The 26015-nt window shown below is 42.6% G+C and carries 22 protein-coding genes; 14 read left to right on the forward strand and 8 right to left on the reverse strand.

What is annotated here, in order from left to right; translation table 11 throughout:
• Positions 1-98 precede the first annotated feature (98 nt).
• Complete coding sequence (gene ettA, locus PSYCG_RS00730; protein ID WP_020442520.1) at positions 99-1760, forward strand: energy-dependent translational throttle protein EttA; 1662 nt, start codon at positions 99-101, stop codon at positions 1758-1760.
• A 116-nt stretch (positions 1761-1876) separates the two neighbouring features.
• Here the strand turns inward: ettA and plsB are convergent, their stop codons facing one another.
• Positions 1877-4669 (reverse strand): glycerol-3-phosphate 1-O-acyltransferase PlsB, encoded by a 2793-nt coding sequence (gene plsB, locus PSYCG_RS00735; protein ID WP_020442521.1) that lies wholly within the window; start codon positions 4667-4669, stop codon positions 1877-1879.
• Positions 4670-4916: 247 nt separating this feature from the next.
• Here plsB and ybaK point away from each other — a divergent pair, with 247 nt between their 5' ends.
• Both ybaK and PSYCG_RS00745 read left to right on the forward strand, forming a co-directional pair.
• Positions 4917-5405 carry a Cys-tRNA(Pro) deacylase gene (ybaK, locus tag PSYCG_RS00740; RefSeq protein WP_020442522.1) on the forward strand — a complete coding sequence of 163 codons (489 nt, stop codon included), beginning with the start codon at positions 4917-4919 and terminating at the stop codon, positions 5403-5405.
• Positions 5406-5486: 81 nt separating this feature from the next.
• Complete coding sequence (locus tag PSYCG_RS00745; protein ID WP_020442523.1) at positions 5487-5861, forward strand: 5-carboxymethyl-2-hydroxymuconate Delta-isomerase; 375 nt, start codon at positions 5487-5489, stop codon at positions 5859-5861.
• A 104-nt stretch (positions 5862-5965) separates the two neighbouring features.
• On the opposite strand, the gene PSYCG_RS00750 is transcribed toward PSYCG_RS00745, so the two are convergent.
• Entirely contained in the window at positions 5966-7786 is a 1821-nt protein-coding gene (locus PSYCG_RS00750; RefSeq protein WP_020442524.1) for an acyl-CoA dehydrogenase C-terminal domain-containing protein, read from the reverse strand.
• 407 nt (positions 7787-8193) lie between these two features.
• Here PSYCG_RS00750 and PSYCG_RS00755 point away from each other — a divergent pair, with 407 nt between their 5' ends.
• Positions 8194-9321: an FUSC family protein gene (locus PSYCG_RS00755; RefSeq protein ID WP_020442525.1), complete on the forward strand. Its 1128-nt coding sequence runs from the start codon at positions 8194-8196 to the stop codon at positions 9319-9321.
• Positions 9322-9383: 62 nt separating this feature from the next.
• Here the strand turns inward: PSYCG_RS00755 and aroE are convergent, their stop codons facing one another.
• On the reverse strand, positions 9384-10250 hold the full coding sequence (aroE, locus tag PSYCG_RS00760) for a shikimate dehydrogenase (RefSeq protein WP_020442526.1): 867 nt from the start codon (positions 10248-10250) through the stop codon (positions 9384-9386).
• A gap of 428 nt (positions 10251-10678) precedes the next feature.
• Between aroE and PSYCG_RS00765 the strand changes: the two genes are divergently transcribed.
• Together PSYCG_RS00765 and PSYCG_RS00770 are read left to right on the forward strand one after the other, a co-directional pair.
• Positions 10679-11344 (forward strand): hypothetical protein, encoded by a 666-nt coding sequence (locus PSYCG_RS00765; protein ID WP_041772191.1) that lies wholly within the window; start codon positions 10679-10681, stop codon positions 11342-11344.
• A 3-nt stretch (positions 11345-11347) separates the two neighbouring features.
• A complete protein-coding gene (locus PSYCG_RS00770) occupies positions 11348-12340 on the forward strand; it encodes an aminotransferase class IV (protein WP_020442528.1) in 993 nt (330 codons plus the stop codon).
• A 58-nt stretch (positions 12341-12398) separates the two neighbouring features.
• On the opposite strand, the gene PSYCG_RS00775 is transcribed toward PSYCG_RS00770, so the two are convergent.
• Complete coding sequence (locus PSYCG_RS00775; RefSeq protein WP_020442529.1) at positions 12399-13163, reverse strand: DpnI domain-containing protein; 765 nt, start codon at positions 13161-13163, stop codon at positions 12399-12401.
• A gap of 188 nt (positions 13164-13351) precedes the next feature.
• Between PSYCG_RS00775 and mltG the strand changes: the two genes are divergently transcribed.
• Both mltG and tmk read left to right on the forward strand, forming a co-directional pair.
• Positions 13352-14635, forward strand: coding sequence for an endolytic transglycosylase MltG (gene mltG / locus PSYCG_RS00780; protein WP_020442530.1), 1284 nt, complete (start codon positions 13352-13354; stop codon positions 14633-14635).
• A gap of 110 nt (positions 14636-14745) precedes the next feature.
• Complete coding sequence (gene tmk / locus PSYCG_RS00785; RefSeq protein WP_020442531.1) at positions 14746-15423, forward strand: dTMP kinase; 678 nt, start codon at positions 14746-14748, stop codon at positions 15421-15423.
• A gap of 137 nt (positions 15424-15560) precedes the next feature.
• Here the strand turns inward: tmk and PSYCG_RS00790 are convergent, their stop codons facing one another.
• Entirely contained in the window at positions 15561-17855 is a 2295-nt protein-coding gene (locus PSYCG_RS00790) for a cation:proton antiporter (protein WP_020442532.1), read from the reverse strand.
• A gap of 812 nt (positions 17856-18667) precedes the next feature.
• Here PSYCG_RS00790 and PSYCG_RS00795 point away from each other — a divergent pair.
• From PSYCG_RS00795 to purC, 4 genes are all read left to right on the forward strand, one after another.
• A complete protein-coding gene (locus tag PSYCG_RS00795; protein ID WP_020442533.1) occupies positions 18668-20125 on the forward strand; it encodes a Do family serine endopeptidase in 1458 nt (485 codons plus the stop codon).
• 536 nt (positions 20126-20661) lie between these two features.
• Positions 20662-21567 carry a 4-hydroxy-tetrahydrodipicolinate synthase gene (dapA, locus tag PSYCG_RS00800; protein ID WP_020442534.1) on the forward strand — a complete coding sequence of 302 codons (906 nt, stop codon included), beginning with the start codon at positions 20662-20664 and terminating at the stop codon, positions 21565-21567.
• 14 nt (positions 21568-21581) lie between these two features.
• Positions 21582-21917 (forward strand): hypothetical protein, encoded by a 336-nt coding sequence (locus PSYCG_RS00805; RefSeq protein ID WP_020442535.1) that lies wholly within the window; start codon positions 21582-21584, stop codon positions 21915-21917.
• Between the two features lie 129 nt (positions 21918-22046).
• Positions 22047-22760: a phosphoribosylaminoimidazolesuccinocarboxamide synthase gene (gene purC, locus PSYCG_RS00810; protein ID WP_011512534.1), complete on the forward strand. Its 714-nt coding sequence runs from the start codon at positions 22047-22049 to the stop codon at positions 22758-22760.
• Positions 22761-22829: 69 nt separating this feature from the next.
• Here the strand turns inward: purC and PSYCG_RS13385 are convergent, their stop codons facing one another.
• Positions 22830-23261: a hypothetical protein gene (locus tag PSYCG_RS13385; RefSeq protein WP_020442536.1), complete on the reverse strand. Its 432-nt coding sequence runs from the start codon at positions 23259-23261 to the stop codon at positions 22830-22832.
• A 209-nt stretch (positions 23262-23470) separates the two neighbouring features.
• Between PSYCG_RS13385 and PSYCG_RS00820 the strand changes: the two genes are divergently transcribed.
• Both PSYCG_RS00820 and PSYCG_RS00825 read left to right on the forward strand, forming a co-directional pair.
• The gene (locus tag PSYCG_RS00820) at positions 23471-24109 is read left to right on the forward strand and encodes a DNA-3-methyladenine glycosylase (protein ID WP_020442537.1); all 639 of its coding nucleotides are present in this window, start codon (positions 23471-23473) and stop codon (positions 24107-24109) included.
• An 85-nt stretch (positions 24110-24194) separates the two neighbouring features.
• Positions 24195-24506, forward strand: a complete 312-nt coding sequence (locus tag PSYCG_RS00825; protein WP_011512537.1) for an NIF3 1 — start codon at positions 24195-24197, stop codon at positions 24504-24506.
• 32 nt (positions 24507-24538) lie between these two features.
• Here PSYCG_RS00825 and PSYCG_RS00830 read toward each other — a convergent pair whose 3' ends face one another.
• Both PSYCG_RS00830 and PSYCG_RS00835 read right to left on the reverse strand, forming a co-directional pair.
• A complete protein-coding gene (locus PSYCG_RS00830; protein WP_011512538.1) occupies positions 24539-24910 on the reverse strand; it encodes a hypothetical protein in 372 nt (123 codons plus the stop codon).
• Positions 24911-25113: 203 nt separating this feature from the next.
• Entirely contained in the window at positions 25114-25737 is a 624-nt protein-coding gene (locus PSYCG_RS00835; RefSeq protein WP_020442538.1) for a hypothetical protein, read from the reverse strand.
• Between the last annotated feature and the right edge of the window lie 278 nt (positions 25738-26015).

The following is a 26015-nucleotide window of genomic DNA, read 5'->3' on the forward strand; positions in this document are numbered from 1 at the left end:
GACAGTCAATGAATACCCCTGATTTTGAGGTGCAGCTTACTTGGTAGTATTGCTAAGTCTGTTTGTTTTCCTCTTTTATGCAGTCTATCGGAGTGTTAATGGCTCAATATATTTACACGATGAACAACGTGTCAAAACTTGTTCCACCTAAGCGTGAAATCTTAAAGAACATCAATCTATCTTTTTTCCCTGGCGCCAAAATTGGTGTTTTGGGTATCAATGGTTCAGGTAAATCAACCTTGCTACGCATCATGGCGGGCGTGGATACTGAATTTAGTGGTGAAGCTCGTGCGCAAACGGGTACCAAAATCGGTTATTTGCCGCAGGAACCGCAGCTCGATGACAGCAAAGATGTCCGTGGTAACGTCGAAGACGGTATGCGTGAGGCGTTAGATGCGCTTGCTCGTCTTGATGCCATTTATGCGGAATATGCTGAACCCGATGCTGACTTTGACAAGCTTGCTGAAGAGCAAGGTAAGATGGAAGACATCATCCAAGCATGGGATGCGCATAACTTAAATACCCAGCTTGAGAAAGCGGCTGATGCACTTCGTCTGCCACCATGGGATGCGGATGTCAGTAAACTATCAGGTGGTGAAAAACGCCGTGTAGCGCTATGCCGTTTGCTATTATCTCGCCCTGATATGTTATTACTTGACGAACCAACCAACCATTTGGACGCTGAGTCCGTGGCATGGTTAGAGCAGTTCCTGCAGAACTATAGCGGTACTATCGTTGCCATTACCCACGACCGTTATTTCTTGGATAATGTCGCTCAGTGGATTTTGGAGCTTGACCGCGGTCATGGCTATCCGTATGAAGGCAACTATACTGAGTGGCTAGAGCAGAAGAACACTCGTCTAGAGCAGCAGAATAAGCAAGAAGAATCGTTTGCTAAAGCGTTGAAAAAAGAGCTGGATTGGATTCGTAAAAACCAAAAAGGTCAACAAGCTAAGTCTAAATCTCGTGTGCAGCGTTTTGAAGAATTGAACTCACAAGAATTCCAGAAGCGTAATGAAACCTCTGAGATTTATATTCCACCGGGTCCTCGTTTGGGTAATAAAGTCATCGAAGTCAACGATATCTCCAAGTCATTTGGTGACCGTTTACTTTATGAAAACCTTAGCTTTAACGTCCCAGCTGGTGCCATTGTTGGTATTATTGGTCCAAATGGTGCGGGTAAAACCACACTATTTAACATGATTACCGAACGCGATACACCGGATACAGGCTCAGTCGATTTGGGTGAAAGTGTCAAAGTTGCTTATGTTGGTCAGGTACGCGACAATTTAGATGATAGCAAAACGGTTTGGGAAGAAATCTCTGACGGGCTTGATATTATTACCGTTGGTGACTATACGACGCCAAGCCGCGCTTATATTGGTCGCTTTAACTTTAAAGGTTCAGACCAGCAAAAGCACGTCGGTCAATTGTCTGGTGGTGAGCGTAACCGCTTGCAGTTAGCTAAGACCTTGAAGCAAGGCGCGAACGTCTTGCTCCTTGATGAACCGTCAAACGATTTGGATATTGAAACCTTACGTGCGCTAGAAGATGCGATTCAGGTCTTCCCAGGTACGGTCATGGTCGTCTCGCATGATCGCTGGTTCCTTGACCGTATCGCGACTCATATCTTGGCGTTCGAAGATGAAGGTCCAGTTTGGTTCGATGGTAACTATTCTGAGTTTGAAACGTATCGCAAAAAGACGATGGGTGATGCTGCCACTCCTAAGCGTATGAAATATAAAAAGATTTCAACTTAAGATAGCTACTCAGAAATTTCAAATGTAAAGTAATAAAAAAGACCTCTAATATTAGAGGTCTTTTTTATGAGTATTACTTCAGTAGGCTGTTTACGTCTATGACCTAAAATTGTTAATTAACGCTTACGCCCAAACTTACGCTGCTTTTTATTACTAATCTCAGTAATAGCATGGGCAATCTCTTCTTCATTGAGACTGGCAACTTGATGCAGAATTTGCATCATCTCAGGTCTCAGCACATATTTTGCATGATGAGCAATATCATTGATACGTTGATCAAAGGTTAAGATGCCAGTTTCTGCATCTTTTTGCAGATAATCCAAACGAGTCAATGCACCAAGGAAACTGGTGAATAATGCGCGATCAAAGAAGTCGGGAATATCATCAGCATATAGCACTGATAAACGCTGACCAAGCAAGTGACATAAATCAACCACTTCGTTTTCGGTTAAGTTGCCTGAGCCTTGTTGAGCGAGTAGAGCCAAGGTCATAAAGTAGCGTTCAAGACTTTGCTCAACCGGCGTGGCAAGTACTTGTAGCTGTTGGTAGCATCTGCTATTGGCTTCAGGGACGCTGAGCATACCATCGCCCAATTCTACAATCAAACCATGAGCAATCAGACTGTCAACTTTTTTGTTCAGGGTATCCGCCAAACCATGCGCAGGATAATATAAGAATAGCTCGCTTTGTAAAAATGGATAGAGCTGCATGGCGATATTGTCTAGACGGCTACGTTCGATACGACCATTACGGGCAACTAAAGCCGCTAAAAAAGACAGAAGAATAAAGACATGCAAGATATTATTACGGAAATAACTCAGCAGTGCTGCTTGTTTACCTGCAATCTGGATAATATCACCCAAGATATGAGGGATACGTTCAATAAGCTTAAGCTTAATACCGTAATCAATAATTTGCTGCGGTGACATGTCGGTAACGACCGTATCACTTGAATACGGCAGCTGTTGAGCCAAGCCTTGATAAAGGGCAATTTGCTCGCGGCAAATATCTTCATCGAGCGCCGATTTTGGTGCAGATAGTAACACCAGTGACAGCAAGGATACCGGAGTAACCACTGCTGCTTTATTGATATGCTGCATGACTTTGACACCGATATTATCAACCATGGCGCTGGCTTTATCATCGAGCGGCGTATCGGTGCGATCAGCAGGTAAGCTGTTTTCTGGTACATCAAATTTGGCCATAAAATCGGTTAGATGTAGCGGTGTACCAAAACTTAAGTGCACATTGCCAAAAATACGTTCAATCTTGCGACCGACTTTGAGGAGTCCAAGTAATGATTCAGACTCTTTTGGCTTACCTTTTAGCTCACCGATATAGGTGCCACCTTCCATGATGCGCTCATAACCGATATAAGTCGGAATAAAGACCACTGGCTTGTTACTCTGACGCAATTGGCTGTGCACTGTCATTGCTAGCATACCCATTTTCGGTGGTAGCAAACGTCCTGAGCGTGAGCGCCCGCCTTCGATAAAGTATTCAATCGGCGTATTACGAGTAATAAGCGTGTGCATGTACTCACGTAAAACTGCGGTATAAAGCGCATTACCACGGAAACTACGACGTATATAAAAAGCCACTGCACCGCGTAATATTGGACCTAAAACTGGCACATCTAAGTTGTCACCCGCAGCGACATAAGGAATACTCAAGCCGCGTTTATAAATGACATAAGACAGTAGTAGGTAGTCAACATGGCTACGATGACAAGGTACATATACCAGCTCATAATCTGCTGCCAGTTCACGTACACGCTCGAAGTGATGGACTTCTACACCATCATACAGTTGCGTCCATAACCACGTTAAAAATTTATAAAAACCGCGGATGATGGCATGTGAGTAATCATTGACCATCTCATTAGCGTAGCTCTTTGCAAGTAGTCGCGCTTCTCGAGGGCTAGTACCGGTCTCTGCTGCTTCTGCCTCTATTGCATGTTTAATGGCAGGTGAGTAAACCAGCTTATCTACTAAGTTACGTCTGTCTGATAAGTCAGGACCGAGCATACTGGCGCGTTGTTTGTCCAAATAAATATTAAGCTGCTGCTGCAATGAGCGTACAAGCTCACGATTGCCATCAGCCGCAGCTACCACAGTATAATTTGGCGCTACACCGATTGTATTTTCAGTGGCGCTATCTGTAGCATCACTGGCATTCGTATCAAGAGTAGTAGATTCAAAGATAACGGAATTTAAGTCAGTAGGCTCATCATCATCGCCCTGAAGGCTGTTATTAATAAGGGTACGCAAATCTTGCGGAGGATGGAACTGTATAAAAGTATCGCGTCCCATCACGCCGATATTAAATAACTGTTTGGTAATGCTAGGATCTTGCCAGTTATCAGCCGTTAGCAGTTTAAATAAAGAATCCTCTTTTTCAGGCGCGCGTCCCCAGAGGATAGATACTGGTACCAAGCGTACTTTTAATTCTGGATACTGCAAAACAGCAGAGACCAGACGTGATAGGCGCGGTGATAGTTGGTTTTCTTTAGCATGGGGGTGATGTAAAAATATAATGGCAGCATTTTCTTTGATATTATGAGCACTGTCATTTACCCCAACCAATGCTGGCGGTAATTTATGTTCTTGCGTTTGCAGGTCAATCAAAATACTGTTGGAGCGCGAATAATCTTGCAGCACATAAAATCTTAACGTCTGATCATCCTGATCAAACTCTGGCAATTCGCCCAAAAGCTTTGGTTTTACCGCCACATCTAGCATCTGTCCCGAGATTTTACGGTACAATTGATTAATGGGGGCATTAGTATAAGGCGTGGGTACAATAGGGCTGCCATCAATTTTTGGCGTGTCTGACGGTTCAGTGGCTGGCGTATTGCCGCTGACCACTGGTGCTTTAAAAATCCGTTTTTTTAAGAACTTCGGTATCATAATCGGTATCAAAATTAGTCAAATATATTGCCCTTATAATGCCATAAAAGCCATCAAAGCGATATATAGTGTCTGTAGATACTACCAATATTAATAAGCTCTGGTTACTGTGCAGTAAGATACGCGCTGCGTAAGCTATTCAATGATTTGAAAAGTAAAGTATTTAGGGTAAAAATAGTTTTGAACAAGATATACTATCTTGTATTTCTGCTTACTCATTAACGTCACTTAATTCAGTGAGAATATTATGACGCCAGCTATCAATCTCGCCAAACAACGTGGTCTTGATTATCGATTACACGAGTATACTCATGACAGTAACGCTGCCTCTTTTGGGTTAGAAGCGGCCGAAAAGCTGAGTGTTGACGTGACACAGGTTTTTAAAACCTTGGTCGTATTGACCGATACAGATGTGCTCGCTGTTGCTATCTTGCCAGTGGATAAAACCTTAAACTTTAAAAAAATGGCTAAGGCGCTATCTGTTAATAAAATGCTGGCCTGCAAAAAAGTCCAAATGGCAGATCCCAAACAGGTCGAGCGTAGTACCGGCTACGTATTAGGCGGTGTCAGTCCATTGGGACAAAAAAAACGATTGCCAACTGTTATAGATGAGTCAGCGCAAACACATTCGACTATCTACATCAGTGGTGGTCGCCGTGGTCTAGAGATTGAACTGCCGCCAGCACAATTAGCGACGACACTTACGGCTCGCTTTGCCTCTATTACCGATGATTGAAAACAGCTGATTGTCAGATACATTAGCTTTGCGAAGCTATTCACTTTTCGTTTTTTACCCGTATTGTATAAGGATATAATCATGCCGCATTTAACCATTCAAGTGACACCCAATGTCAGTATTGCTCACGAAGAATCATTCCTCAAAGCGTTGAATAAAATCTTGTGGGACAGTGGACACTTTGGTAAAGCAACAGATATTAAAGCACGCATCATTCCTGTCGAAACGTTTTTAGTGGGCGTTGAAGATGATGAGCAAGTTAATGGCTTTATTTATGCACATCTAAAAATCATGAGCGGTCGTGATATAAGTATCCGTAATCAGCTTGCTGAGCAATTGATGACTACTATAGAGCAAACTCTGAGCGCTGAGCAATCAGGACGCGCATCGTTACAAGTATGCGTAGAGGTTGAAGAGATTAGCGCGGTGTATCATAAGAAAATGTTAAATGCGTAACTGAATTTATTAGTTACTTGCTAATACAGTATAAAAAAAGCGCCTAGTTATTCAACTAAGCGCTTTTTTATTTATAACAGTCTTAGGCTAGCTTTTAATCAATCCTAGTCTAAGAAAGCAAAGTTATCAATGTCCATTGCTGTCATGCTGCTGCTTGGTGCAACCATGCCTTCGGCGTGACCTGAAGTACGTGGTAACAGCTTATCAAAATAGAATTCTGCCGTTTGGATTTTGGCTTTGTAGAACTCTGGTGATTCTGTACCGCCATTTTCAAGCTTGTCATAAGCAACCGCTGCCATACGTGCCCAGTGGTAGCCCATCATCACATAACCTGAGTACATTAAGAAATCATCAGATGCTGCTGAGATGATTTCACGGTCTTTACGTGCCATCAGCATCAAGCGTACAGTCAGAGTGTTCCACTCAGCACACAGCTTGGTCAATGCCCAAACAAACTTGCGCATGTCTTTGTCTAAGGCATACTCGCCACACCATTTCATGATGCTTGAAGTGTAATCGCGAATGATTTTACCTTTAGACTGCAAGATCACTTTACGACCTAGTAGATCTAATGCTTGGATACCAGTCGTACCTTCGTACATAGTCGCGATACGAGCATCACGAGCGATAAGCTCCATACCCCATTCTTTGATATAACCGTGACCGCCATATACTTGCTGACCGTGTTTGGCTGCTTCAATACCAAGCTCAGTTAAGAAGCCTTTTAGGATTGGCGTATAGAAGCCAAGTTTATCATCCCATTTTTCAAACTCTTCATCATCGCCATTGATGATGCCTTGAACCATTTTATCTGCATAGCGTGCTGAATGATAAATCATCGAGCGACCGCCTTCAGCAAAGGCTTTTTGGGTAAGTAACATACGACGTACGTCAGCATGATGAATGATTGCATCAGCAACTTTTTCAGGATCTTTTATACCTGATAAAGTGCGCATTGAGCGACGATCTTTGGCATATGGTAGGGCGTTTTGGAATGACAATTCAGTGTGCGCCAGACCTTGGATACCAGTACCGATACGGGCAGTGTTCATAAAGGTGAACATGGCTTTTAGACCTTTGTTCGGCTCACCAATCAAGTAACCAACCGCATCATCAAAGTTTAGGACACAAGTCGCTGATGAGCTGATGCCCATTTTGTGTTCAATAGAACCACAAGAGACGCCATTACGCTCGCCAATTTCGCCTTCAGTATTTGGCAAAAATTTCGGTACGATAAACAATGAAATACCGCGCGTGCCTTCTGGCGCATCCGGTAGGCGTGCTAAAACGATATGGATAATGTTTTCAGTTAAGTCATGCTCACCACTTGAGATGAAAATCTTAGTACCGCTAAGCTTATAGCTGCCGTCCTCTTGCGGAATAGCTTTTGATTTTACTTGACCCAAGTCTGTACCGCACTGTGGCTCAGTCAGACACATGGTGCCTGCCCAAGAGCCTTCGACCAATTTATGTAGATACGTCTCTTTTTGCTCATCCGTACCGTACTGCATAATGGTATTGATACAGCCGGTTGATAGACCAGGATACATTGCCCATGGCCAGTTAGCTGTACCGATCATCTCAGCTTTGATAAGGTTCAATGAAGTCGGTAAGTTCATACCACCGTACTCTTCAGGGTACGAAATACCTTGCCAGCCACCATCGACAAACTGCTGATATGCTTCTTTAAAGCCTTTAGGCGTTGTGACCACACCATTCTCAAAATGACAGCCTTCAGCATCCGCTGGCTGGTATAAAGGTGCTAAAACATTTTCGGCAAAATCTGCCATTCCTTGAAGAATCATATCAACGGTTTCAGGATCTGCATTTTCGCCATTATCCAAATCTTTATAATGCGTTTGGTAGTCAAATACATCATTAATTAAAAACTTGATATCACGTAAAGGTGCTTTGTAAGTTAACATAGTCGTTCTCTTTAGTTGTTCGCTATCATAGACGGTTGACTTAGTTTTTAAGCCAGAGTTTATGGAAACGATTTTAATTATTTGGAATAAAAACAGAGAATATCTTGAGTCAATGGGTGGATATGTTAAGGCTAGCTTGTCTATTTTGGAAACTGTTAAGTTATCCTTGATAAAAAACAGTCGTTACGCATTGATGCAGTATAAATCTTATATAGCGACAAATATATAACTAATAACTAATATTCATAGTTAATTAGTATAATTAAAACATTAAGTTATTATTGTGTCAATGAGCTTTTTAACCTCATATTTTGCTAAGCCATTATCTATAATAAGAATAACCGTATGTTCAAGGCGAACAGTAAGCCCATTATTCTAATGCATTTACGATATAAGGAAGGCCTTGTATGAGCGCACCAAAGTCCAAGGCAAAGCGGGTGTCTTGGCTGACACTATTATTGACTCGCCTGAAGTTTTTGATAGATGGTGAGCTTGCTCATTTGCTCACCGTCAATCAAAGCAAGAGACCATGGCATATGCCCATTATCGCTGCCATTACCATCAGTTTCCCCGTATTTGTGGGCGCTTACTTTGAGGCTTTGCCATCAGGTATCAAAGCGTCTTTGGGGGCAATGGTCATCTTGAATTTACCTTTAATAGGCAAGCTGCCTTATCGTTTAGTGACTTTAATGGCATGGGGCTTTGCCATGTCGTTATGCTTTGCATTCGGCTTGGCAGCACAGCAAGTGCCTATTCTTAGGCTGCCAGTGTTTATGCTGATAGCCTTTGGTGTGGTTATGTTTGGACGTTATTATCGCCAGCCGCCGCCAGCTGGCTTGTTTGTAATGATGGCTGGGGCGCTAGCATTATTTATACCACTGCCATTAGAGAAAATCATGTCAGCCACTGGGCTTGTGATGCTGGGCAGTGGCTTTGCCTTAATCATGGGGCTGCTGTATTCACTATTTTTATTAGCGACGCATCCTGATACGCCGACACCAACTTATAGCTATGAGCCTGATACTATTAGTGAAAGCATTATTGTCGCGGGTTTTGTCAGTTTAGCGCTCTTGATTCCCTTAATGCTAAATATGTCTAATCCGTACTGGGCAGCAGTTAGCTGTTTTCTGATCATTCAGGGTATCCACTTACGGACGATGTGGATTAAGCAACTACATCGTTTACTAGGGACATTGGTAGGCGCGGGTCTGGCGAGTTGGATGCTATCTTGGGGGCTGTCGATATGGGGTATCGCTACTTCAATATTGGTTATGATGCTTTGTATTGAATCCTTGGTAGATCGTCATTATGGACTAGCCGTTGTATTTATCACACCACTGACGATATTCATTGCAGAATATGGCAGTGGGTTGCCACTTACGTCAGCGGTCTATCAAGAGGTCACGCACACACGCTTGTTGGATACACTACTTGGCTGTATGGTTGGTCTTGGCGGCGGGGTTGTCATGCATTCAACGAATTTGCGTGTACCGCTGCGCCGTATAGAAAGATGGCTGCTAACACGATTTGGCTAGTATAAAAACGTAGATCGTTTTTGTCATTTAGATAGATGGTAGCTGCACTCGTGCACCGTTTATTATGTTGATACGTTTTCCAATGCGGTAGTCGCTTGCGCAACATCAATAGCGCATCCTGTCCAACGCTCAAAACTTAACGCCGCTTGCCCGATCAGCATGCCGTAACCATCTGATGTCTGAGCACCACGGATAGAAAAATGTTGTAAAAATGGCAGCTCACGTCCATACATCATATCGTAAGCATATTGGCAGTTTAGCGTATCGGCTAATGGCAAGGCTTCACCTGATAGTCCGATGGATGTGGCATTGACAATGATATCAAAGTCGCCACTTAAGTCAGCCGTCGCATAGGTCTGAATGCTATGTTGATTTATCTTTTCGCTTGCGGTGCTAAGTTCATCGACTAAAATTTCTGCCTTACTCACTGTACGATTGGCGATACTCAGCGTTTCAATACCAGCCTCTATCAGCGGCAATACCACGCCGCGCGCTGCACCGCCTGCGCCAATGATTGCCACGCGTGCACCATTCAATGGCCAGCCTAAGCGCTGCATATGATTGACCAATCCTTGACCATCAGTATTGTCACCAAATAACGCCTCTACGGGTGATACACCTTTTGCCAATAGTGCTTTATCTAACAATAAAGTATTGACCGCGCCAGCCACTTTGGCATGTTCAGATAAGCCGCCTCGTGCTGCACAGCATTCATATGCGACTTGTTTAAAAGGCACAGTTACATTAGCGCCCACGCCGCCACCGTGAAAAAACGCTTCTACCACTGCCGTAAAACTTGCCGCATCATCTGGACAATATTGTCGTTGATAACAGATATCAAGCCCTGCTTGCGTACCAAATAACGTATGGATTTCAGGAGACTTGCTGTGGGCAATCGGATTACCAATAACAATAAAGTGCTGGGTCATAAAGGCTCCACTGGCAGTACAGGGCATAAGTAAGGGAGATAGAGTAAGGGTATCAAAGCGTACTTATCATAAGGGATAACGCGCCGTTTGACAAACCTGAAGCTATGGATATAACTAGCTGAGTCGGGGTAAATTTTTATGACGTTAGTGTCTTAACAAATCTGTACTCTCTGCGAGTGTTATCCGTAAGGTAAAGGGTGGTCAAGCGCTAAGCAGTTGGGTAAACTAGAGAGCATGAAAAAGTAACCATATTATTTTTCCCTGTGCTTTTTTAATGTGATTTATAGAGTATTTAAATAGAAAAAGTGTATGTATAAAATTCAGTGATAGCAAGATTTCAATAACAGACACTATTCATTATCAGCGGCATACCTAGCTGCTTGTTAATACCATTTTCAGAACTATCTTAAAGTGTGAGTAAGTTGCCCATGTGGAATAACACCCTACAGACCCTTATGGTCAGTACGATAATGGCAGTTGGCGTGTCGTTAAGCGCCTGTGATAACAATAAAAGCAGCAAAGTATCAACAGAGGAAGTAAGTGCTGATAAGCAGACCGTCTCCGATACACCAAAACCAAAAGACCCTGCGCCACATGCTGATTTAGATGGTGCTACTGCGCAAGAGGGCACCCCAGTCAAATATGATGTCGCGTCATGGGGTCCTAAGAAAGTTGAGCCGCTTCGTGTCGATCAACTAGACGATATCAAATCAACACTTGGTAAAGTGGTAAGCACCGATGAAAATAGCTTGGATTATGCCAGTAATCCTGCGTCCAAATACCGCTTTATGAATACCGAAGCACCTTATTTAGATCTTATCGATTCTGAAAAATATCTCGAGCTTGGTTGGTATTTTGCCAATCCTACCGACTCGGATAAAGAAAAAGAGCTGAGTCAAGGTCATGCCAAAAAATCCTACCAACTTGCTCGTCAATTAATGGGTGATGAGGGCGGTAAGCTGGTGGCTGATATGCTAAACGGTCAAATTATCAAAAATAAAGTCATCGGTGGGCAAAAAGTAGAGCTGGCAAAATGTGAGTTCTATAGCTGTATGCTGGTCATCAATAAGTCTGCTAGCCAAAAAAATCAGTAAGCCATGCAGCCATCAAATAGCTGGGTCTGTTTATCTGCATTAGACAAGCAGACCACAGCCAGTACCGCTTCATTAGACAATCGCGGATTAGCATACGCCGATGGTTTTTTTACCACCATGGGCGTTATCAATGGGCAGATACTGTGGGCGGAGTATCATCATCAGCGTCTCATCTCTCATGCGACTGCCTTGCAGCTTGATTTAGACCACTGCTCTTTATTATCTATCTTGCAAATGCATGCCCAGCAGCTACACCAGGGGATGTTAAAGCTTATTATCACACGCGCCGCGCAAGACATCCGTGGTTATGGCTATACGCCAAGTGAGTGCGGTAGCACATGTGAGATTTGGCTAAAATCCTTAGCGATGAAGATTAGCACTACTGCGCAATTGCCGTTAGCTGATGGTATTTTTGTTCCGATGCAGCCTATGAGCACTGCTGTTTGTTTATCTTCGCAAATCGCTTGTCTGCCGCCGTCTCTTGCTGGACTAAAAAGTCTAAATCGTCTTGATAATGTGTTGGCGAGTGCGGAGTTGCAGGCTATCAAAGCTCGTTCATTAAACTCTAATGGATCGCAAGATATCGGTGAGGGCTTGCTACGTGATATGACAGGGTGCTGGGTTGAAGGCACGATGAGCAATATGTTTTATCAATTATCTGATTGCCGACTGGTAGAGTCGCCATCTTCAGAGATGATAAATACGGCTAATGATGATAAAGATAGTGCTGATAAAAACAAGGCTGTTAAAGGCAACGCAAATTATTTAACCCAAGGTCAATGGTATACGTCATCAATGGCACAATCGGGCGTCGCTGGCGTGATGCGGCAAGTACTTATCGATGAGTTATCGACTACCGAAAATCCCGTTATCATCAGGTCGTTACAAGATGAGGATTTACCCCATGTAAGCCAGCTGTTCTTTTGCAATGCGCTACGCGGTATTATGCCAATGACCAGTCTGACGTTACTGTCGGGTGAGGTAGTGGGTTTTTAAGCGATTTAATCATATTTAAAAAGGGCAGCTTAGAGCTGAGCGTTATAACGAAAAGCGTTTAATATAATTTTTGATAATGACCACGACCCAAAAACTCAATAATGCCTCTATCGCGTAGTACTTGTAATTGCTGACGGATTTTATCTTTAATGTGGTTGTTTTCAGGATATTTGAGTTTTAATAAGTCGGCAAACGCATAAACCTGATTGAGAGAGAAATTAGCCTCTAGCTTATCAATACATTGCAGTATATCTAGTGTCCAGCCGCGTGAGTCGATAGATTGTGTACGTAAAAATAAAGTTTTTTGAAATTGCTCAGTGACATTATCTCGTGGTATGAGCTGCTGGTCTTTGACTAAAAATACTTTTCCTGATTCGGGCACTTTACGCAAGTCAATATTACAGCCAACCCAGCCCGCACGTTTGGCAGTGACTGATAATGGCTTACGTTTTATGATCATATCGGGTTTAAAAAAATGCTTGGGAATGATTAAGAAGTTGTTGACGCTCAATGCTTGAGAATAGGTCAAAAAGAAAAAGCTGGGATTATTATCGCTATTGATACGTTCAATCATAGTGTCATAAGTACCATCATTAATAATGTTACTTAATTTAGCCTTCTTACTTTTTAATTCGTATTGCTCATCACAGTTTGCACAATAAAAGTCAGCGACAGGTTTGCCGTTCGTAAATGCAGCCAATGGTTCGGCATTACAATTAGGACAATAACTTTGCTTAGCGACCCAATCTTCGCTGAGCACACGAATTTTTTGAGGTTCAGATTCATATTTTTTGGCAAGACTTTGTTTAAAATTTAGGTTCATAGCCCGTTTTCTTATTAATAGCCCGTTTTCTTATTAAAGGAAAGATTTGAAGTGATAGATAAGCGATATGAGTATTAAGCCATATAAATGAGCTTAAACGCTAAGTTAATGGATAAGCTAAGCAAATCCCATTGAAAAATAAGCGGTTCAATGCTAAATTCTAGCAAACTTCTGCCTCGCGAGTGACCATGAGCACGCCAACCCCTGAAACGCCTCCTGAACGTCCTAATGATACGCTGTCGAATGACCAAAAAGGCACTGTTGATGAACGTGTCGACGGGGCACCTTTGAATTCAAAGCCAGTCGATGAGACAGGTGTAGAGGAAGTTCCGCCTACAGATGTCTCGCTCATCAGCGGCGATAATAAACCACGCCATTATAAAGCCGACAACCCGTCATTCTTTATGCAGCGCGGTTATCAAGTGTTGTTGGTACTTGGGTTAATTGCGGCATTTTTCTTAGTCATGGTTTATCAGACCTTATTTGGTCGGATTGAACAGCCGCAGCAAATGGTGACGATTGAAAAGGGTCAGACCTATTACGGGTTGCTACCGCAGTGGCAACAGGAAATTCCGCTATTTTCTGCCACGATTGCCAAGCTTTATATGAAAACGCAAGTCGATGGTCCATTGCACGCAGGTATTTACCAATTACCGGAAAACCCTACCGTTGCTGAAGCGCTACACGTGCTTGGGCAAGGGGTAAAAGCGGCGATGGTTAAAGTACAAATTATCGAGGGCAAAACCTCAAAAGATTTGTATCAGGCGCTACGTGATAACAAAGGCATCAAAAAAGAAGTGCTGACCGCTAACAGTACGAATGCTAGCATCGCAGAAGCGTTAGATTTGGTTGGCATATTGCCGGATGCAGTTGCCAATAGTAATGATCCTATCGTCAATCACAATCTTGAGGGCTGGTTTGCTCCTGATACTTATTATTATGGGGAAGGCACTACCGATAAGAAGGTATTGACCGACTTGTACAAACGCCAACAGCAAGCGCTGACCAAGGCATGGGAAAACCGTGCGCCAAACCTCCCTTATCAGACTCCTTATGAGGCACTGGTAATGGCGTCTATTATCGAAAAAGAAACCAGTGTGGCAGCAGAGCGTCCTTTGGTCTCAGCCGTCTTTAATAATCGCTTGAACAAAAGCATGCGTATGCAGACGGATCCTACCATTATCTATGGTATGGGCAGCCGCTATGAAGGCAATATTCGCCGTAAAGACATCGATGAAAAAACGGGTTATAACACCTATCAAATCGATGGTTTGCCGCCGACACCCATTGCACTGCCGTCAGCGGCTTCTATCGAAGCAACCTTACATCCTGCCGATAGCGCAGCGCTATATTTTGTGGCGACAGGCAATGGCGGGCATAAATTTACCAATAGCCTAGCTGAGCACAATCAAGCAGTTAAAGAGTATCTCGGTGTCATGCGTGAGAAGAAAGCTCAAACGCCGCCGCAGTAACACTATTTTATGTTATTATTTATATTGCTTTAAAAAACCATCATTTATTGAGCATTATCGTTATAAAATAAAAGTAATGATAACGCTCAACAATGACATAAGGTCATATCATGTCAGCATCCATACAATCGCCGTTTTCTCAAACCACCACTACGCCCACTCAAGGGCGTTTTATTAGTTTTGAGGGCACTGAAGGCGTTGGTAAAACCACGGCGATTGAGCAACTATGTGCGCGTCTGCAAGCGCATGGCATTGATTATCTGCGCACCCGCGAGCCGGGTGGTAGTCCGTTTGCTGAACGCTTGCGCGAGATATTGTTAGACCCGAATACCGCTATCAATGATGATACAGAGTTGCTACTCATGTTTGCTGCGCGCTGTGATCATATGCAGCAAGTCATTTTGCCAGCGCTGCAACGTGGTACATGGGTAATATGTGACCGCTTTACCGACTCGACGGTTGCTTATCAAGGCTTTGGACGTGCAGATGGCGATGCGATTGTCCGTGCCAAAATTGACATGCTTATCGAGCAGTTTGTGGTGCAATTACCCGAGCTTACACTGTGGCTAGATCTACCAGTATTAGAAGGCATGGCACGTGCTAATAAACGCAGTGCCGCTGACCGCTTTGAACAGCAAGCGACGGCATTTTTTACCAGAGTACATCAAGGTTTTAGTGTCCTTGCTAGCGAGCAGCCTGAACGTATCCAGCGTATTGATGCCTCAGGCAGCGCTAATGAGGTCAGCGCACGAATATGGCAGACGATCGAAGAGAAGTTGGATATTTAATACACATTTTCATAAAGAAATAAGCTTGTTCCAATAAAAAGCCCCAACTAACTAGTTGGGGCTTTGTTCATTGATAGGCATTTAATAAACACTATTTAAGCGTTGTTTGTTTAGGTTTTATCTATATGACCATTATATCAATCATTTTTACCTATATCTTTACTTAATATAACTTCAGCAGTATTACTCTTGGCTGCTTTATCTTGGCCTGAGTCCGGTAAACGGTTGGGGTCTAGAGAGCCGTTTTTATTTTTAGGCGCACTGCCATTACCGTTACCACTGTTTTTATTACTGCTGGCTGTTTTCGGTATTACTGGCGTATTGGGATTCGCAGGCAATACTTCGGGATTGACCTGACTAGTACTGGCAGATTCAGATGTTGCTATTTTTTTGTTAGCTGCTTCATCATTTAATGCTGTTGGCATGGTTGAAGATGGATTAGACGCTAAGCTAGCATCAGTTGACACATCATTAGGTAGATTTTGTTCAGCGTCTTTGTCGTTATCTATCAAAGATGCTTCCTCTACATCACTATCATCGTCCGCCAGCTCTATTTCTTGGCGTTTTTCAGGCGCTTTAGAGTCGGACTCAAAGCTTGCGTCAGCTGCAGCGCGCGCTTGCTGTTGTTGCGGCGTCACATCGACCGGTTTTGGCTGTACGTCATCATCGACGACCAATGAAACAAGCTTGCGATCACGCGGCACCGTACCATCGAATTTGTCAGTAATTACATGTAGCTTGCCTTCTTTATCGACCGTATAAAGCGGCACAAATTGCTTATTATCGGCTTTATATTGCTCAAAGCTATAGCTGTCGGTGATATTGGTGATTTTGATACGGGCTTTCTTAGACAGCATACTGGCAAGCTTGGTATAGGTCACATCTTTGCCAAATAGCCACTGCGAATGGAAGTTTCCTTGCTTGTCATCGCGCTCATTTTTGACTTTTTCATCGCTAAACTTTAAGCGGTACAGTTTGCGCTCACCGAACTCATGACGATAGTGAATCTCGGATAAAGTATTCAGCTCTTTATCCATACTCATAGCAAATAAACGTCCGATACCGATGAGATCCAAATGATGGTCAGCGTGGTCAGAGACAGGATTGCCAAAGTAAGTACGCAAGCCACTCATGCGCGCGCTAGCGATGTTGGTATAGTTATTATGAGCAACGATGACATCAAAGCCCTGATCCTTTAGCGAGGTAGCGACCAACAAGGCGACAGGGTTTGAGCCAACGACCAAGATACCGTTGGTTTCAGGCTCACGGACCCCCAAAAAGTTCCCTACCATTTTTGCGCCCAAACCCTGAATCATCACCGTACCAATAATGACCAAAAACACCAAAGGCACTAGTAGCTCAACCCCTTGAATATCATACTCTTGTAGACGAATGGCAAAGAGTGATGAGATAGCAGCAGCAACGATACCGCGCGGACCAATCCAGCTGATCATCAGCTTCTCTTTGGTTTTTAGGTTAGAGCCGATAGACGACACCCAAACCGATAAGGGGCGGGCGACAAACATCACAATCGCTAGTAGCACGAGACCTGCAAAGCCGACACTCAATAAGCTTTCCAGCTCAACACGCGCTGCAAGAATAATGAATAAGACCGACACCAATAAGATGGTGAGCGATTCATTGAACTCTAAAATCGTATCACGTGGGAATTTTGGCCAATTAGCCAGCGCAACCCCAAGTACAGTCACCGTCAATAAACCGGATTCATGTTCCAGATGGTTGGAGATTGAAAACAACACCAGTACAAAAGCAAGGGTAAAAACATTGCGTAAAAATTCAGGAATCATATGGCGACGCATCAAAAATGCTAATGCCCACGCGCCAGCTAGCCCCATTGCTACTGCCAATACCACAATCTTAGCAAACAGCAAAATACTACTGGCTTCACCACCTGAGATAATATATTCATAAACCAATACCACCGCAATCGCGCCGATAGGGTCGATAATGATACCTTCCCACTTTAAGATATTGGAGATGGTTTTATTGGGTCGTACACTGCGCAGTAACGGCATGATGACCGTTGGACCAGTCACGCAGACCAATGCGCCAAACAATAAGGCAATAATAGGGTCGATATCAAAGAGCAAGTACGTCGACAGCGACACGATAGCGATAGTGATTAGCACACCGACGGAAACCAGCATCTGTACTACAGAGCCGTGTTGTTTAATCTCTTCAAACTCTAAGGTCAGCGATCCTTCAAATAAGATAATCGCTACGCCTAGTGAGATAAAGGGAAACATCAGTTCGCCGAGTACTAAGTCAGGATCGAAAACCCCTAATACTGGACCAACTATAATACCAATCAGTAATAAAAACAAAATGGACGGTTGCTTTAAATACCAAGCCAACCATTGGGCGGCAATGCCAATCCCAACCACGCCAGATAACAATAGGGCGGTATCCATAAATTAATCCTTTTATAATATAGTCATGCTGTAGAGCGATTCGAGGCTATAGCATTTAGCATAGACGGTTTTTTAGTTCATGATTCACTCACATCATTATTAAAAGTCGCTATCAAAAATCGCTATCGACGGTTACCGCAAGAGTCACAGCAAGAGTCATGTATACTATATAGTAGCAAACACAGAATAATAGCAAAGATGAATACGCTTCTAGATAAAGTCGCGGAGCTTTAGAATATAAGATCTAATAGCCAGAAGTGCAAAAGAGAGAAGATACGGTAAAATAATAGCCAATTTAAACAATGAAGCATTAATAAGTTTCAGCGCTAACTTTTGTTTTTTTAAATGTGTTTTACTGGTTATCATAACATGATTTTATTTTATATAACTGAGTGCTCACTGTCACCCAAAGCGTTACAAGACTCTTAAAAAGACAGACAGCATAAGTCATTTTAGTTATGAACTAGCGACTGAGTGCTGCAACGATGTTGTTCATTAGCTATGGTTGGTCAGTGGTTCTAATAGCTAGCATGATAGCTCGATGAAGTCCTTAAGTGACGTCGCAAGAAATAATCGTATTCAGATGATTCTGAGTTTGCGGTGTATGGTTTAGCGTATAGTGCAATTAGCATATTCAAGTTAACTTACCGTATTGAGATAGATGACAAACTAAGCTGCAGTCAGCAAAAATACTCTATAAACTAAGATAAAAGTACTCTTTATTAATCATGAATTAAAATGCCAAGCCGTGCTATAAGTTAATAGCATAGCCACTCACAAAAATTATAAAAATCACTTGGATGAGGGATAAGATGCCAATCGACATATCTAAATCGAAAATCACCATAGCTACCATGCAGCGCTTGCTTCAACGCAACACCTTGGCAATCGCTGTCGCTACTACCATGGTTGTTGGTATTAATCTCAACACTATGCCAAGTGCGCAAGCTGCTGTCACCACAGCGGATTTTTCAGGATTGGTACAGCAAGTCACGCCAGCGGTGGCACGCGTCAATGTGACCAAAACTGTGAGTGAGGCTGAGCTTGCAAAAGCCCAAACGGCTGAGCTATTACGGAAATTCTTTGGTGATCGCCTACGTATCCCTGATCAAGCCGTGACGCCAGCGATTGAGCATGCATATGGCACGGGGTTTTTTGTGACCGATGATGGTTATATGCTGACCAATCACCATGTAGTGGCGGGCGCAGACAAAATTACAGTGACTCTCAATGACAGAACTGAGCTGGATGCGACCTTAGTTGGCAGCGATGAGCGCTCGGATGTGGCAGTATTAAAGGTCACAGGCAAAAAATTCCCAGCGCTACCGATTGGTGATTCTAATAGCCTAAAAGTCGGTGAACCAGTACTGGCCATTGGTTCGCCATTTGGTTTCGATTATTCAGCATCAGCAGGTATTGTCAGCGCCAAATCGCGCAACTTTTCGCGTGAAACCAGTGTGCCATTTATTCAAACCGATGTGGCATTGAATCCTGGTAACTCAGGCGGACCTTTATTTAACCAGCGCGGTGAAGTGATTGGCATTAACTCACGTATTTTTAGTGGCACCGGTGGTTATATGGGATTGTCGTTCTCCATCCCGATTGATGCGGCAATGGATGTTTATGAGCAGCTCAAAACCAATGGCAAGGTTGAGCGTGCTTATTTAGGTATTTATCCGCAAGATATCGATCGCAATCTCGCTGAAGCTTATAACCTAGCGCGTCCGCAAGGGGCGTTACTGACACGCGTGTCGCCTGATTCACCTGCCCAAAAAGCAGGACTAAAATCAGGGGATATTATTTTACGCTACAATGATGTCCAAATTATGGAAGCCTCTGATTTATTGAACCTGATCAATCGCGCGCGTCCCAATGATGGCTTTCGCATGCAAATCCAGCGTAATGGTAAGCAATCGCTTGTCACTGGCAAGCTGAGTGATGCCTCAAATGACATGCAATCACAAAGTCGTGGTCAGCAAAATAACGAGATAAGTCTGGGCTTAGCCTTACGTAATTTGACCCCAGAGGAACAAGCAGAGCTGGCGTCTGATAATAAAACTGGTGTCTTGGTCACAGCGATTGAACCAACTGGATTGGCAGCACGCTCAGGTATATTAGCAGGCGATATCATTACCAACCTACATCAAAAACCGATTAAAACCGTTAATGATGTTTCGAGTGCGGTGTCGGTATTGCCTAAAAAGGGAGTGGTGACGATCGAAGTTATGCGTCAAGGTATCCCCGGTATTATCGGATTACGGATAGAGTAGTTAAAGATATTGCTATTACTTGTGGCACAAAAGGACATAAGCGTTTGTTTGCTTGTATCGGCTAGCCAACGATGTGTTGACGATTGGTTAAAAGGCTTAAAAAGATTTTATCGACCCTTGGCAATTACGCTAAACTGACGGTTTGGTTTAAAACTAAACGTCCTCAATCTCACTGTCTATTAATGGCGCAATGAGATTGAAGCAACTGGGCAATTATTTTCAGAATGGCTTGCTTTGGCATTAATTGATTAATAGCGGTCAATCCAAAATATGCTACACTAGCAGGCGTTTTTATAGCGAGATAATCATCCTATTAATGTCAGATAAAATGGCGTCAAGGACGGTATAAGACATACAAACATTCAGTATTAACCTCGAGCAAGATCTTACCAATGATGTTTATGAGCATGCATATTATTTATAGTATCCATGCAGCTATTTGACAATGAATACTTCAAAATATGCATTGGTACTTGCAAACGACCTATCATGTGATAGCTTTAGTCAAAGCTAGGATACGAGAGTAAGGCACAGTTATGAGCACAGCATACGACGATATTAAAACCCGACTACAAGGCTCAATGGTAGCTTTGATAACGCCCATGCTTCGTGACGGCACGGTCGATTATAAACGTCTGGCAGACCTCATAGATTGGCAGATTGAACAAGGCACACATTGCCTTGTCGCTGTTGGTACGACTGGCGAATCTGCAACCTTGTCAATGCAAGAGCACAGCGATGTCATTCGCTATTTTGTACAGCATGTTAAAGGTCGTGTGCCGGTGATTGCAGGTACTGGTGCGAACAATACGGTGGAAGCCATTAAGCTGACCCAAGATGCCGCAGATGCTGGTGCAGATTGTGCATTATTGGTCGCCCCTTATTATAATAAGCCGCCACAAGAAGGCTTATATCAACATTACAAAGCCATTGCTGAAGCTGTTAATATCCCGCAAATGCTGTATAACGTCCCTGGACGCACCGTCGTTGATATCGCGCAAGAAACAGTCGAGCGTTTAGCGGATATCGATAATATCGTTGCTATCAAAGACGCGACAGGTTCTGTTGCTCGCGGTGAACAATTAATAAAAGCAGTTGGCAATCGTCTTGTTGTCTTGTCTGGTGATGATGGTAGTGCCCTTGAGCTGATGAAATTTGGTGGTAAAGGGAATATCTCTGTGACTGCCAACGTCGCACCAAAAGCAATGAGTGAAACCTTTACAGCAGCCTTGCGCGGTGATTTCGATACCGCCAATCAAGTACATGATATCGTTAAACATTTACATCGTGACTTGTTTATCGAATCAAGCCCTATTCCAGCCAAGTACGCTTTGCACAAAATGGGTATGATAGATCAAGGTATTCGCCTGCCGCTGGTATGGCTAGCCGAGCAACATCACGCGACGATTGATAGTGCTTTGGTTCGTGCAAACTTATTATAAAATGATGCGTGTAAATGCTAACTCAGAGAGATAATATGATGAAAGTATCATCAATGACTGCAAAAATATTCCCTGCTGTAATGACGGTCGTGTTGGGTAGTACGTTAGTATTAAGCGGCTGCCAAGCGACAAAAGAATTTATTGGTAAGCGTGACAATGGTAGCCTAGAGTATCAGCAAAGTAAAAAGTTGGCGCCGCTACAGCTGCCAGCTGCTCAAGAGACTGCACCCTTTGTACCGCTTTACCCAACCCCTAATGCAGGCGCCAATACGCTTACATTACAGAACGAGTCTGGTAAACAGTACCAGCTACCAAAACCGCAACGCGCTGTTGCGAGTCGTACTGAATAAAGTCTTTTTTAACCTTATCTATGCCGCTGATGCTTTTATCAATACCAATGTATCTTATTGGTTTTATAAGTTATCAGCGGTCGCTGCGCGTTTTTACCACATAAGCTTGAACGAACAGGAAACCTCCTAATGCAAAAGCAAGAACTGCTCTATAAAGGCAAAGCCAAATCTGTTTATGAAACAGAAGACAACGACCTACTGATTTTACATTTCCGTGATGACACCTCAGCGCTTGATGGTAAGCGTATTGAACAGCTTGCACGCAAAGGGGTGGTTAATAATCGCTTTAACGCGTTTATTATGCAAAAGCTTGCTGACGCTGGTATCGAGACGCATTTTGAAAAGCAATTGTCTGATGATGAAGTGTTGGTCAAGCGTTTGGATATGATTCCGGTTGAATGCGTTGTGCGTAACTTTGCTGCGGGCAGTTTGGTACGTCGTTTAGGGTTGGAAGAAGGTCAGGCTTTGACGCCACCGACTTACGAGCTATTCTATAAAGATGATGCGCTTGGCGATCCGATGGTTAATGAGTCAATCTCAATTTCTCTTGGCTGGGCAAATGACGCACAGCTTGTTAAAATGAAAGAGCTGAGTCATCAAGTAAATGAAGTTTTGACAGCGCTGTTTGATGCTGGTGATTTGATACTAGTAGATTTCAAACTAGAGTTTGGTGTATTTCATGACCGTATCGTCTTAGGTGATGAGTTCTCACCAGATGGCTGCCGCATTTGGGATAAAGCCACCAAGAAGAAGCTCGATAAAGACCGTTTCCGTCAGTCATTAGGTGATGTCATCGAAGCTTATGAAGAAGTGGCAAGCCGTATCGGTGTACCACTGAGCTAAATGTAGAAAATTAAAACCGTTAAAACATAAAAAACTGAGCCATGGCTCAGTTTTTTGCACTTAAATTTATTAGCTGTCTTTGCGAGCGTCTTTGATTTTCTTAGCAGCAAACTCCATGGCATCTGCCGCTTTATCTGCTAATGTACCGACCACTTCTTTTGCCTTTGTAGTAGCAGTATCAGCTAAAGAAGAGTCTTTATCGCCCTTACTTTTAGCATTTTTATCTGAAGACTTACTATCTTTACTATCGTCTTTATCTGATGCTTTGTTGTCTTTGTTGTCTTTGTTGTCTTTGTTGTCTTTGTTGTCTTTGTTGTCTTTGTTGTCTTTGTTGTCTTTGTTGTCTGAGCTATTATTTGAATTCTTACTGTCAGAACCTTTATCAGTATTCTGATCTTTAGTGTCATTGGCAGTGTTGTTGTCTTTTACATCATTTTTTTTGTCTTCTGCTTTATCACTACCATTTTGCTGCTTATTGCCTTGGCTATTAGAGTTACTCATTGTTCTATCCTTTTAATTTAATTATGTTTTTTAGTGTGGTATATCTGGGATCAAGATTACTACCATATTGAGTTAACTGTCTGTATAACATCAGTTGCAATAAGTAATGGTGGTCGCTATCAGACAGCCTTTGATGGCTTTTTATGTTAAATTTATGCTGCTGTGATAATAGAGTGTAAATACAAACCCTTATAAAAAGGTTATGACTGATGTTAGCGTCTCAAGTTGTATCGAGTGTTGTGAAGCCATCTTGGTTTGCCCGTCCCACTTGCGTGGTGGCTGCCGACTTAATTGGCAAGGTGTTGTGTCGAGAGCTGACAGACAGCGATGGTCAACAAAAAATCTTGCGTATGCGTATCTCAGAGACAGAAGCCTATATTGGCGAGGGGGATGCTGCGTGTCATGCGCATGCAGGCACACGTACGCCGCGTACAGAGATTATGTACCATATAGGCGGTGTTTTTTATGTATACCTGACTTATGGTATTCATCATATGCTCAATTTGGTCAGTGGACCAACAGAGTCGCCAGAAGCTGTTTTAATACGTGCTGGATTTTTAATAGAGGGTAGCGCTCGCTTAATGAATGAGCAATTATTAGACGTTAATAGACAACTTAATCATATCAAACAGCTGGCAGGTCCTGGCAAGCTGACCAAGGGCTTACAGATAGATAGAACGTTATACGGTAAGCCAATCACGCCTGCGTCAAAAGTTTGGGTGGAGGATGATGGTTGTCAGCCACTAGTATCATTACGCCCCCGTATTGGCATTGATTATGCTGGCGACGCAAAAGAGTGGTTGCTGCGTTATATATGGACTGATCACCCTTCTTTGTCAAAAAATTAGAAAATTTTTTATAGTTTTAACTTAATTTTCAAGTATTTGATGAGGCGATTAATTTAATAAGGTTGCTATTTAATGGGGCTAGAACATGTATAAACTCACCTTTTTTGTACCAGACTCAGTATTAGAGCAGGTAAAGTCAGCGCTATTTGCAGCAGGTGCTGGCAAAATTGGCGATTATGAGCAATGTTGTTGGCAAGTGCAGGGGATAGGGCAATTCATGCCACTGGTAGGTAGCACGCCACATATTGGTACACAGGACAGTTTAGAGAAAGTCAATGAATGGCGGGTAGAGATGGTGGTTGCGAAGGTTAATATTGGTGATGTCATTATCGCATTAAAGCAGGCGCATCCTTATGAAACACCTGCTTATGATGTGATTGAAGTCTTAGATTTTTGATCGCAGTTTTCAATGCTTCTTAAAACAGACTATTAGTCTTCTTTTATTTTTAAGACATTATAGCCGGGATAGCCAAGCTCGATTTTATAATCTTCACCACCGCGGTATGCTTTTACTTTTATTTTGTTGTCGCCTTTTTTGTATTTAACGTCTTCAACACGGTAACCCATGCTACGGACTTTATTTGCTGCTCTTTGCTCGATAGCAGGACGGTAAATATCTTTATCAACGTTATTGATAGTTTCCTTATGTTTCTTATAGACGCTACTGTCTTTATAAATATCTTCATAAAGGTCGCCATAAGGGTTATATCCAGGTGTCGTAACACAACCTGTGGTTATCGTTAATAGCACTGCTGCCATACTGCCCGCTGCTGTGGTTTTTAGTAAAGAATTAATGTTCATAAGATGATCTCAGTAATGATATGAAAATTGCGTATGAAACGATGATAAATAGATAGTATACGATAAACAAGAAAAAGAGATAAAAAATGGTCAAATAAACCAAGGGCTGGCTTATTTGACCGCGGACATCAAATACTAAATGATGCCAAAATTTGATAAATAATAGAACGAATAAATGTTATTCGGATGCTATGGCTTTAACATTAATCTTTTTTAATCTTGATTACATTCAAGTTTGGATAGCCAAGTGTAATCTCATACTCTTGTGAGCCACGTTTGGCTTCAATCTCAAACACGCCACGATTGTTCTTTTGTTCAAACTCGATATCTTTGACTCGATAACCCATACCCTCAACTTTATTGATAGCACGGCGTTTAATCGCTGGATAACGTGATTCGTTTTTGATGCTATCTTCATTTTTATAATGTTTATCTTTGTATTTGCCATTATCTTTATAGTCGTTTTTATCATCCCAGACATTAGACCAAGGTTTTTTGGTCGAGCTGATCAGCCTGAGATCTGGTGAGCTATATTTTAGTTCATACGCTTGATTATTTTTCTTAGCAAGAACCGTCAGCACACGGTTACCGCGGTAGCTCTCTGTTCTGATGTCCATCACGTTATAACCTTTACGGCGTAAATCCTGACGCAGCTGCTGAATGGCACGGTTGTTTTCAGCGTGGTTATAACCGCTATTGTCATTGTATATCGGATAATTGTCATAACCTGGACCGGCGACAGCGCAGCCAGCAGTAACGCCGACGAGTGAAAATGCAAGTGAGGCAGAAAGGACAGTTTTAAATGAGAAAGGTTTTAACGTTTTCATGATGGAATCTCCTAAGATATAAGTTGACTTAAAAAGTGCTTATATACAGTTGCAAAATTTTGTCAATATATAATGCAGAATAACGCTAACAATCATGAATAATACGCAAGATATGCTTATAAGCTATGGATGTTTGTTCTTAATTACCGTTATTCTTGAAATGTTTTCTTACATACACATAGTAAGACTTAAAGCTCATTAATACGTGTCGTTGGTGTTAAGAAGTTGTAAATTTTGCAAATAATTGCGTAAGCATTCGATACTTTGAGTGACTAAGG

Source organism: Psychrobacter sp. G (genome assembly GCF_000418305.1).
In the GTDB taxonomy this organism is placed as follows: domain Bacteria; phylum Pseudomonadota; class Gammaproteobacteria; order Pseudomonadales; family Moraxellaceae; genus Psychrobacter; species Psychrobacter cryohalolentis.

Excerpts from the sequence above, each read along its gene's own strand:
- ettA (WP_020442520.1), top strand. The coding sequence starts at position 99 with ATGGCTCAATATATTTACACGATGAACAACGTGTCAAAACTTGTTCCA.
- plsB (WP_020442521.1), bottom strand. The coding sequence starts at position 4,669 with ATGATACCGAAGTTCTTAAAAAAACGGATTTTTAAAGCACCAGTGGTC.
- ybaK (WP_020442522.1), top strand. The coding sequence starts at position 4,917 with ATGACGCCAGCTATCAATCTCGCCAAACAACGTGGTCTTGATTATCGA.
- PSYCG_RS00745 (WP_020442523.1), top strand. The coding sequence starts at position 5,487 with ATGCCGCATTTAACCATTCAAGTGACACCCAATGTCAGTATTGCTCAC.
- PSYCG_RS00750 (WP_020442524.1), bottom strand. The coding sequence starts at position 7,786 with ATGTTAACTTACAAAGCACCTTTACGTGATATCAAGTTTTTAATTAAT.
- PSYCG_RS00755 (WP_020442525.1), top strand. The coding sequence starts at position 8,194 with ATGAGCGCACCAAAGTCCAAGGCAAAGCGGGTGTCTTGGCTGACACTA.
- aroE (WP_020442526.1), bottom strand. The coding sequence starts at position 10,250 with ATGACCCAGCACTTTATTGTTATTGGTAATCCGATTGCCCACAGCAAG.
- PSYCG_RS00765 (WP_041772191.1), top strand. The coding sequence starts at position 10,679 with ATGTGGAATAACACCCTACAGACCCTTATGGTCAGTACGATAATGGCA.
- PSYCG_RS00770 (WP_020442528.1), top strand. The coding sequence starts at position 11,348 with ATGCAGCCATCAAATAGCTGGGTCTGTTTATCTGCATTAGACAAGCAG.
- PSYCG_RS00775 (WP_020442529.1), bottom strand. The coding sequence starts at position 13,163 with ATGAACCTAAATTTTAAACAAAGTCTTGCCAAAAAATATGAATCTGAA.
- mltG (WP_020442530.1), top strand. The coding sequence starts at position 13,352 with ATGAGCACGCCAACCCCTGAAACGCCTCCTGAACGTCCTAATGATACG.
- tmk (WP_020442531.1), top strand. The coding sequence starts at position 14,746 with ATGTCAGCATCCATACAATCGCCGTTTTCTCAAACCACCACTACGCCC.
- PSYCG_RS00790 (WP_020442532.1), bottom strand. The coding sequence starts at position 17,855 with ATGGATACCGCCCTATTGTTATCTGGCGTGGTTGGGATTGGCATTGCC.
- PSYCG_RS00795 (WP_020442533.1), top strand. The coding sequence starts at position 18,668 with ATGCCAATCGACATATCTAAATCGAAAATCACCATAGCTACCATGCAG.
- dapA (WP_020442534.1), top strand. The coding sequence starts at position 20,662 with ATGAGCACAGCATACGACGATATTAAAACCCGACTACAAGGCTCAATG.
- PSYCG_RS00805 (WP_020442535.1), top strand. The coding sequence starts at position 21,582 with ATGCTAACTCAGAGAGATAATATGATGAAAGTATCATCAATGACTGCA.
- purC (WP_011512534.1), top strand. The coding sequence starts at position 22,047 with ATGCAAAAGCAAGAACTGCTCTATAAAGGCAAAGCCAAATCTGTTTAT.
- PSYCG_RS13385 (WP_020442536.1), bottom strand. The coding sequence starts at position 23,261 with ATGAGTAACTCTAATAGCCAAGGCAATAAGCAGCAAAATGGTAGTGAT.
- PSYCG_RS00820 (WP_020442537.1), top strand. The coding sequence starts at position 23,471 with ATGTTAGCGTCTCAAGTTGTATCGAGTGTTGTGAAGCCATCTTGGTTT.
- PSYCG_RS00825 (WP_011512537.1), top strand. The coding sequence starts at position 24,195 with ATGTATAAACTCACCTTTTTTGTACCAGACTCAGTATTAGAGCAGGTA.
- PSYCG_RS00830 (WP_011512538.1), bottom strand. The coding sequence starts at position 24,910 with ATGAACATTAATTCTTTACTAAAAACCACAGCAGCGGGCAGTATGGCA.
- PSYCG_RS00835 (WP_020442538.1), bottom strand. The coding sequence starts at position 25,737 with ATGAAAACGTTAAAACCTTTCTCATTTAAAACTGTCCTTTCTGCCTCA.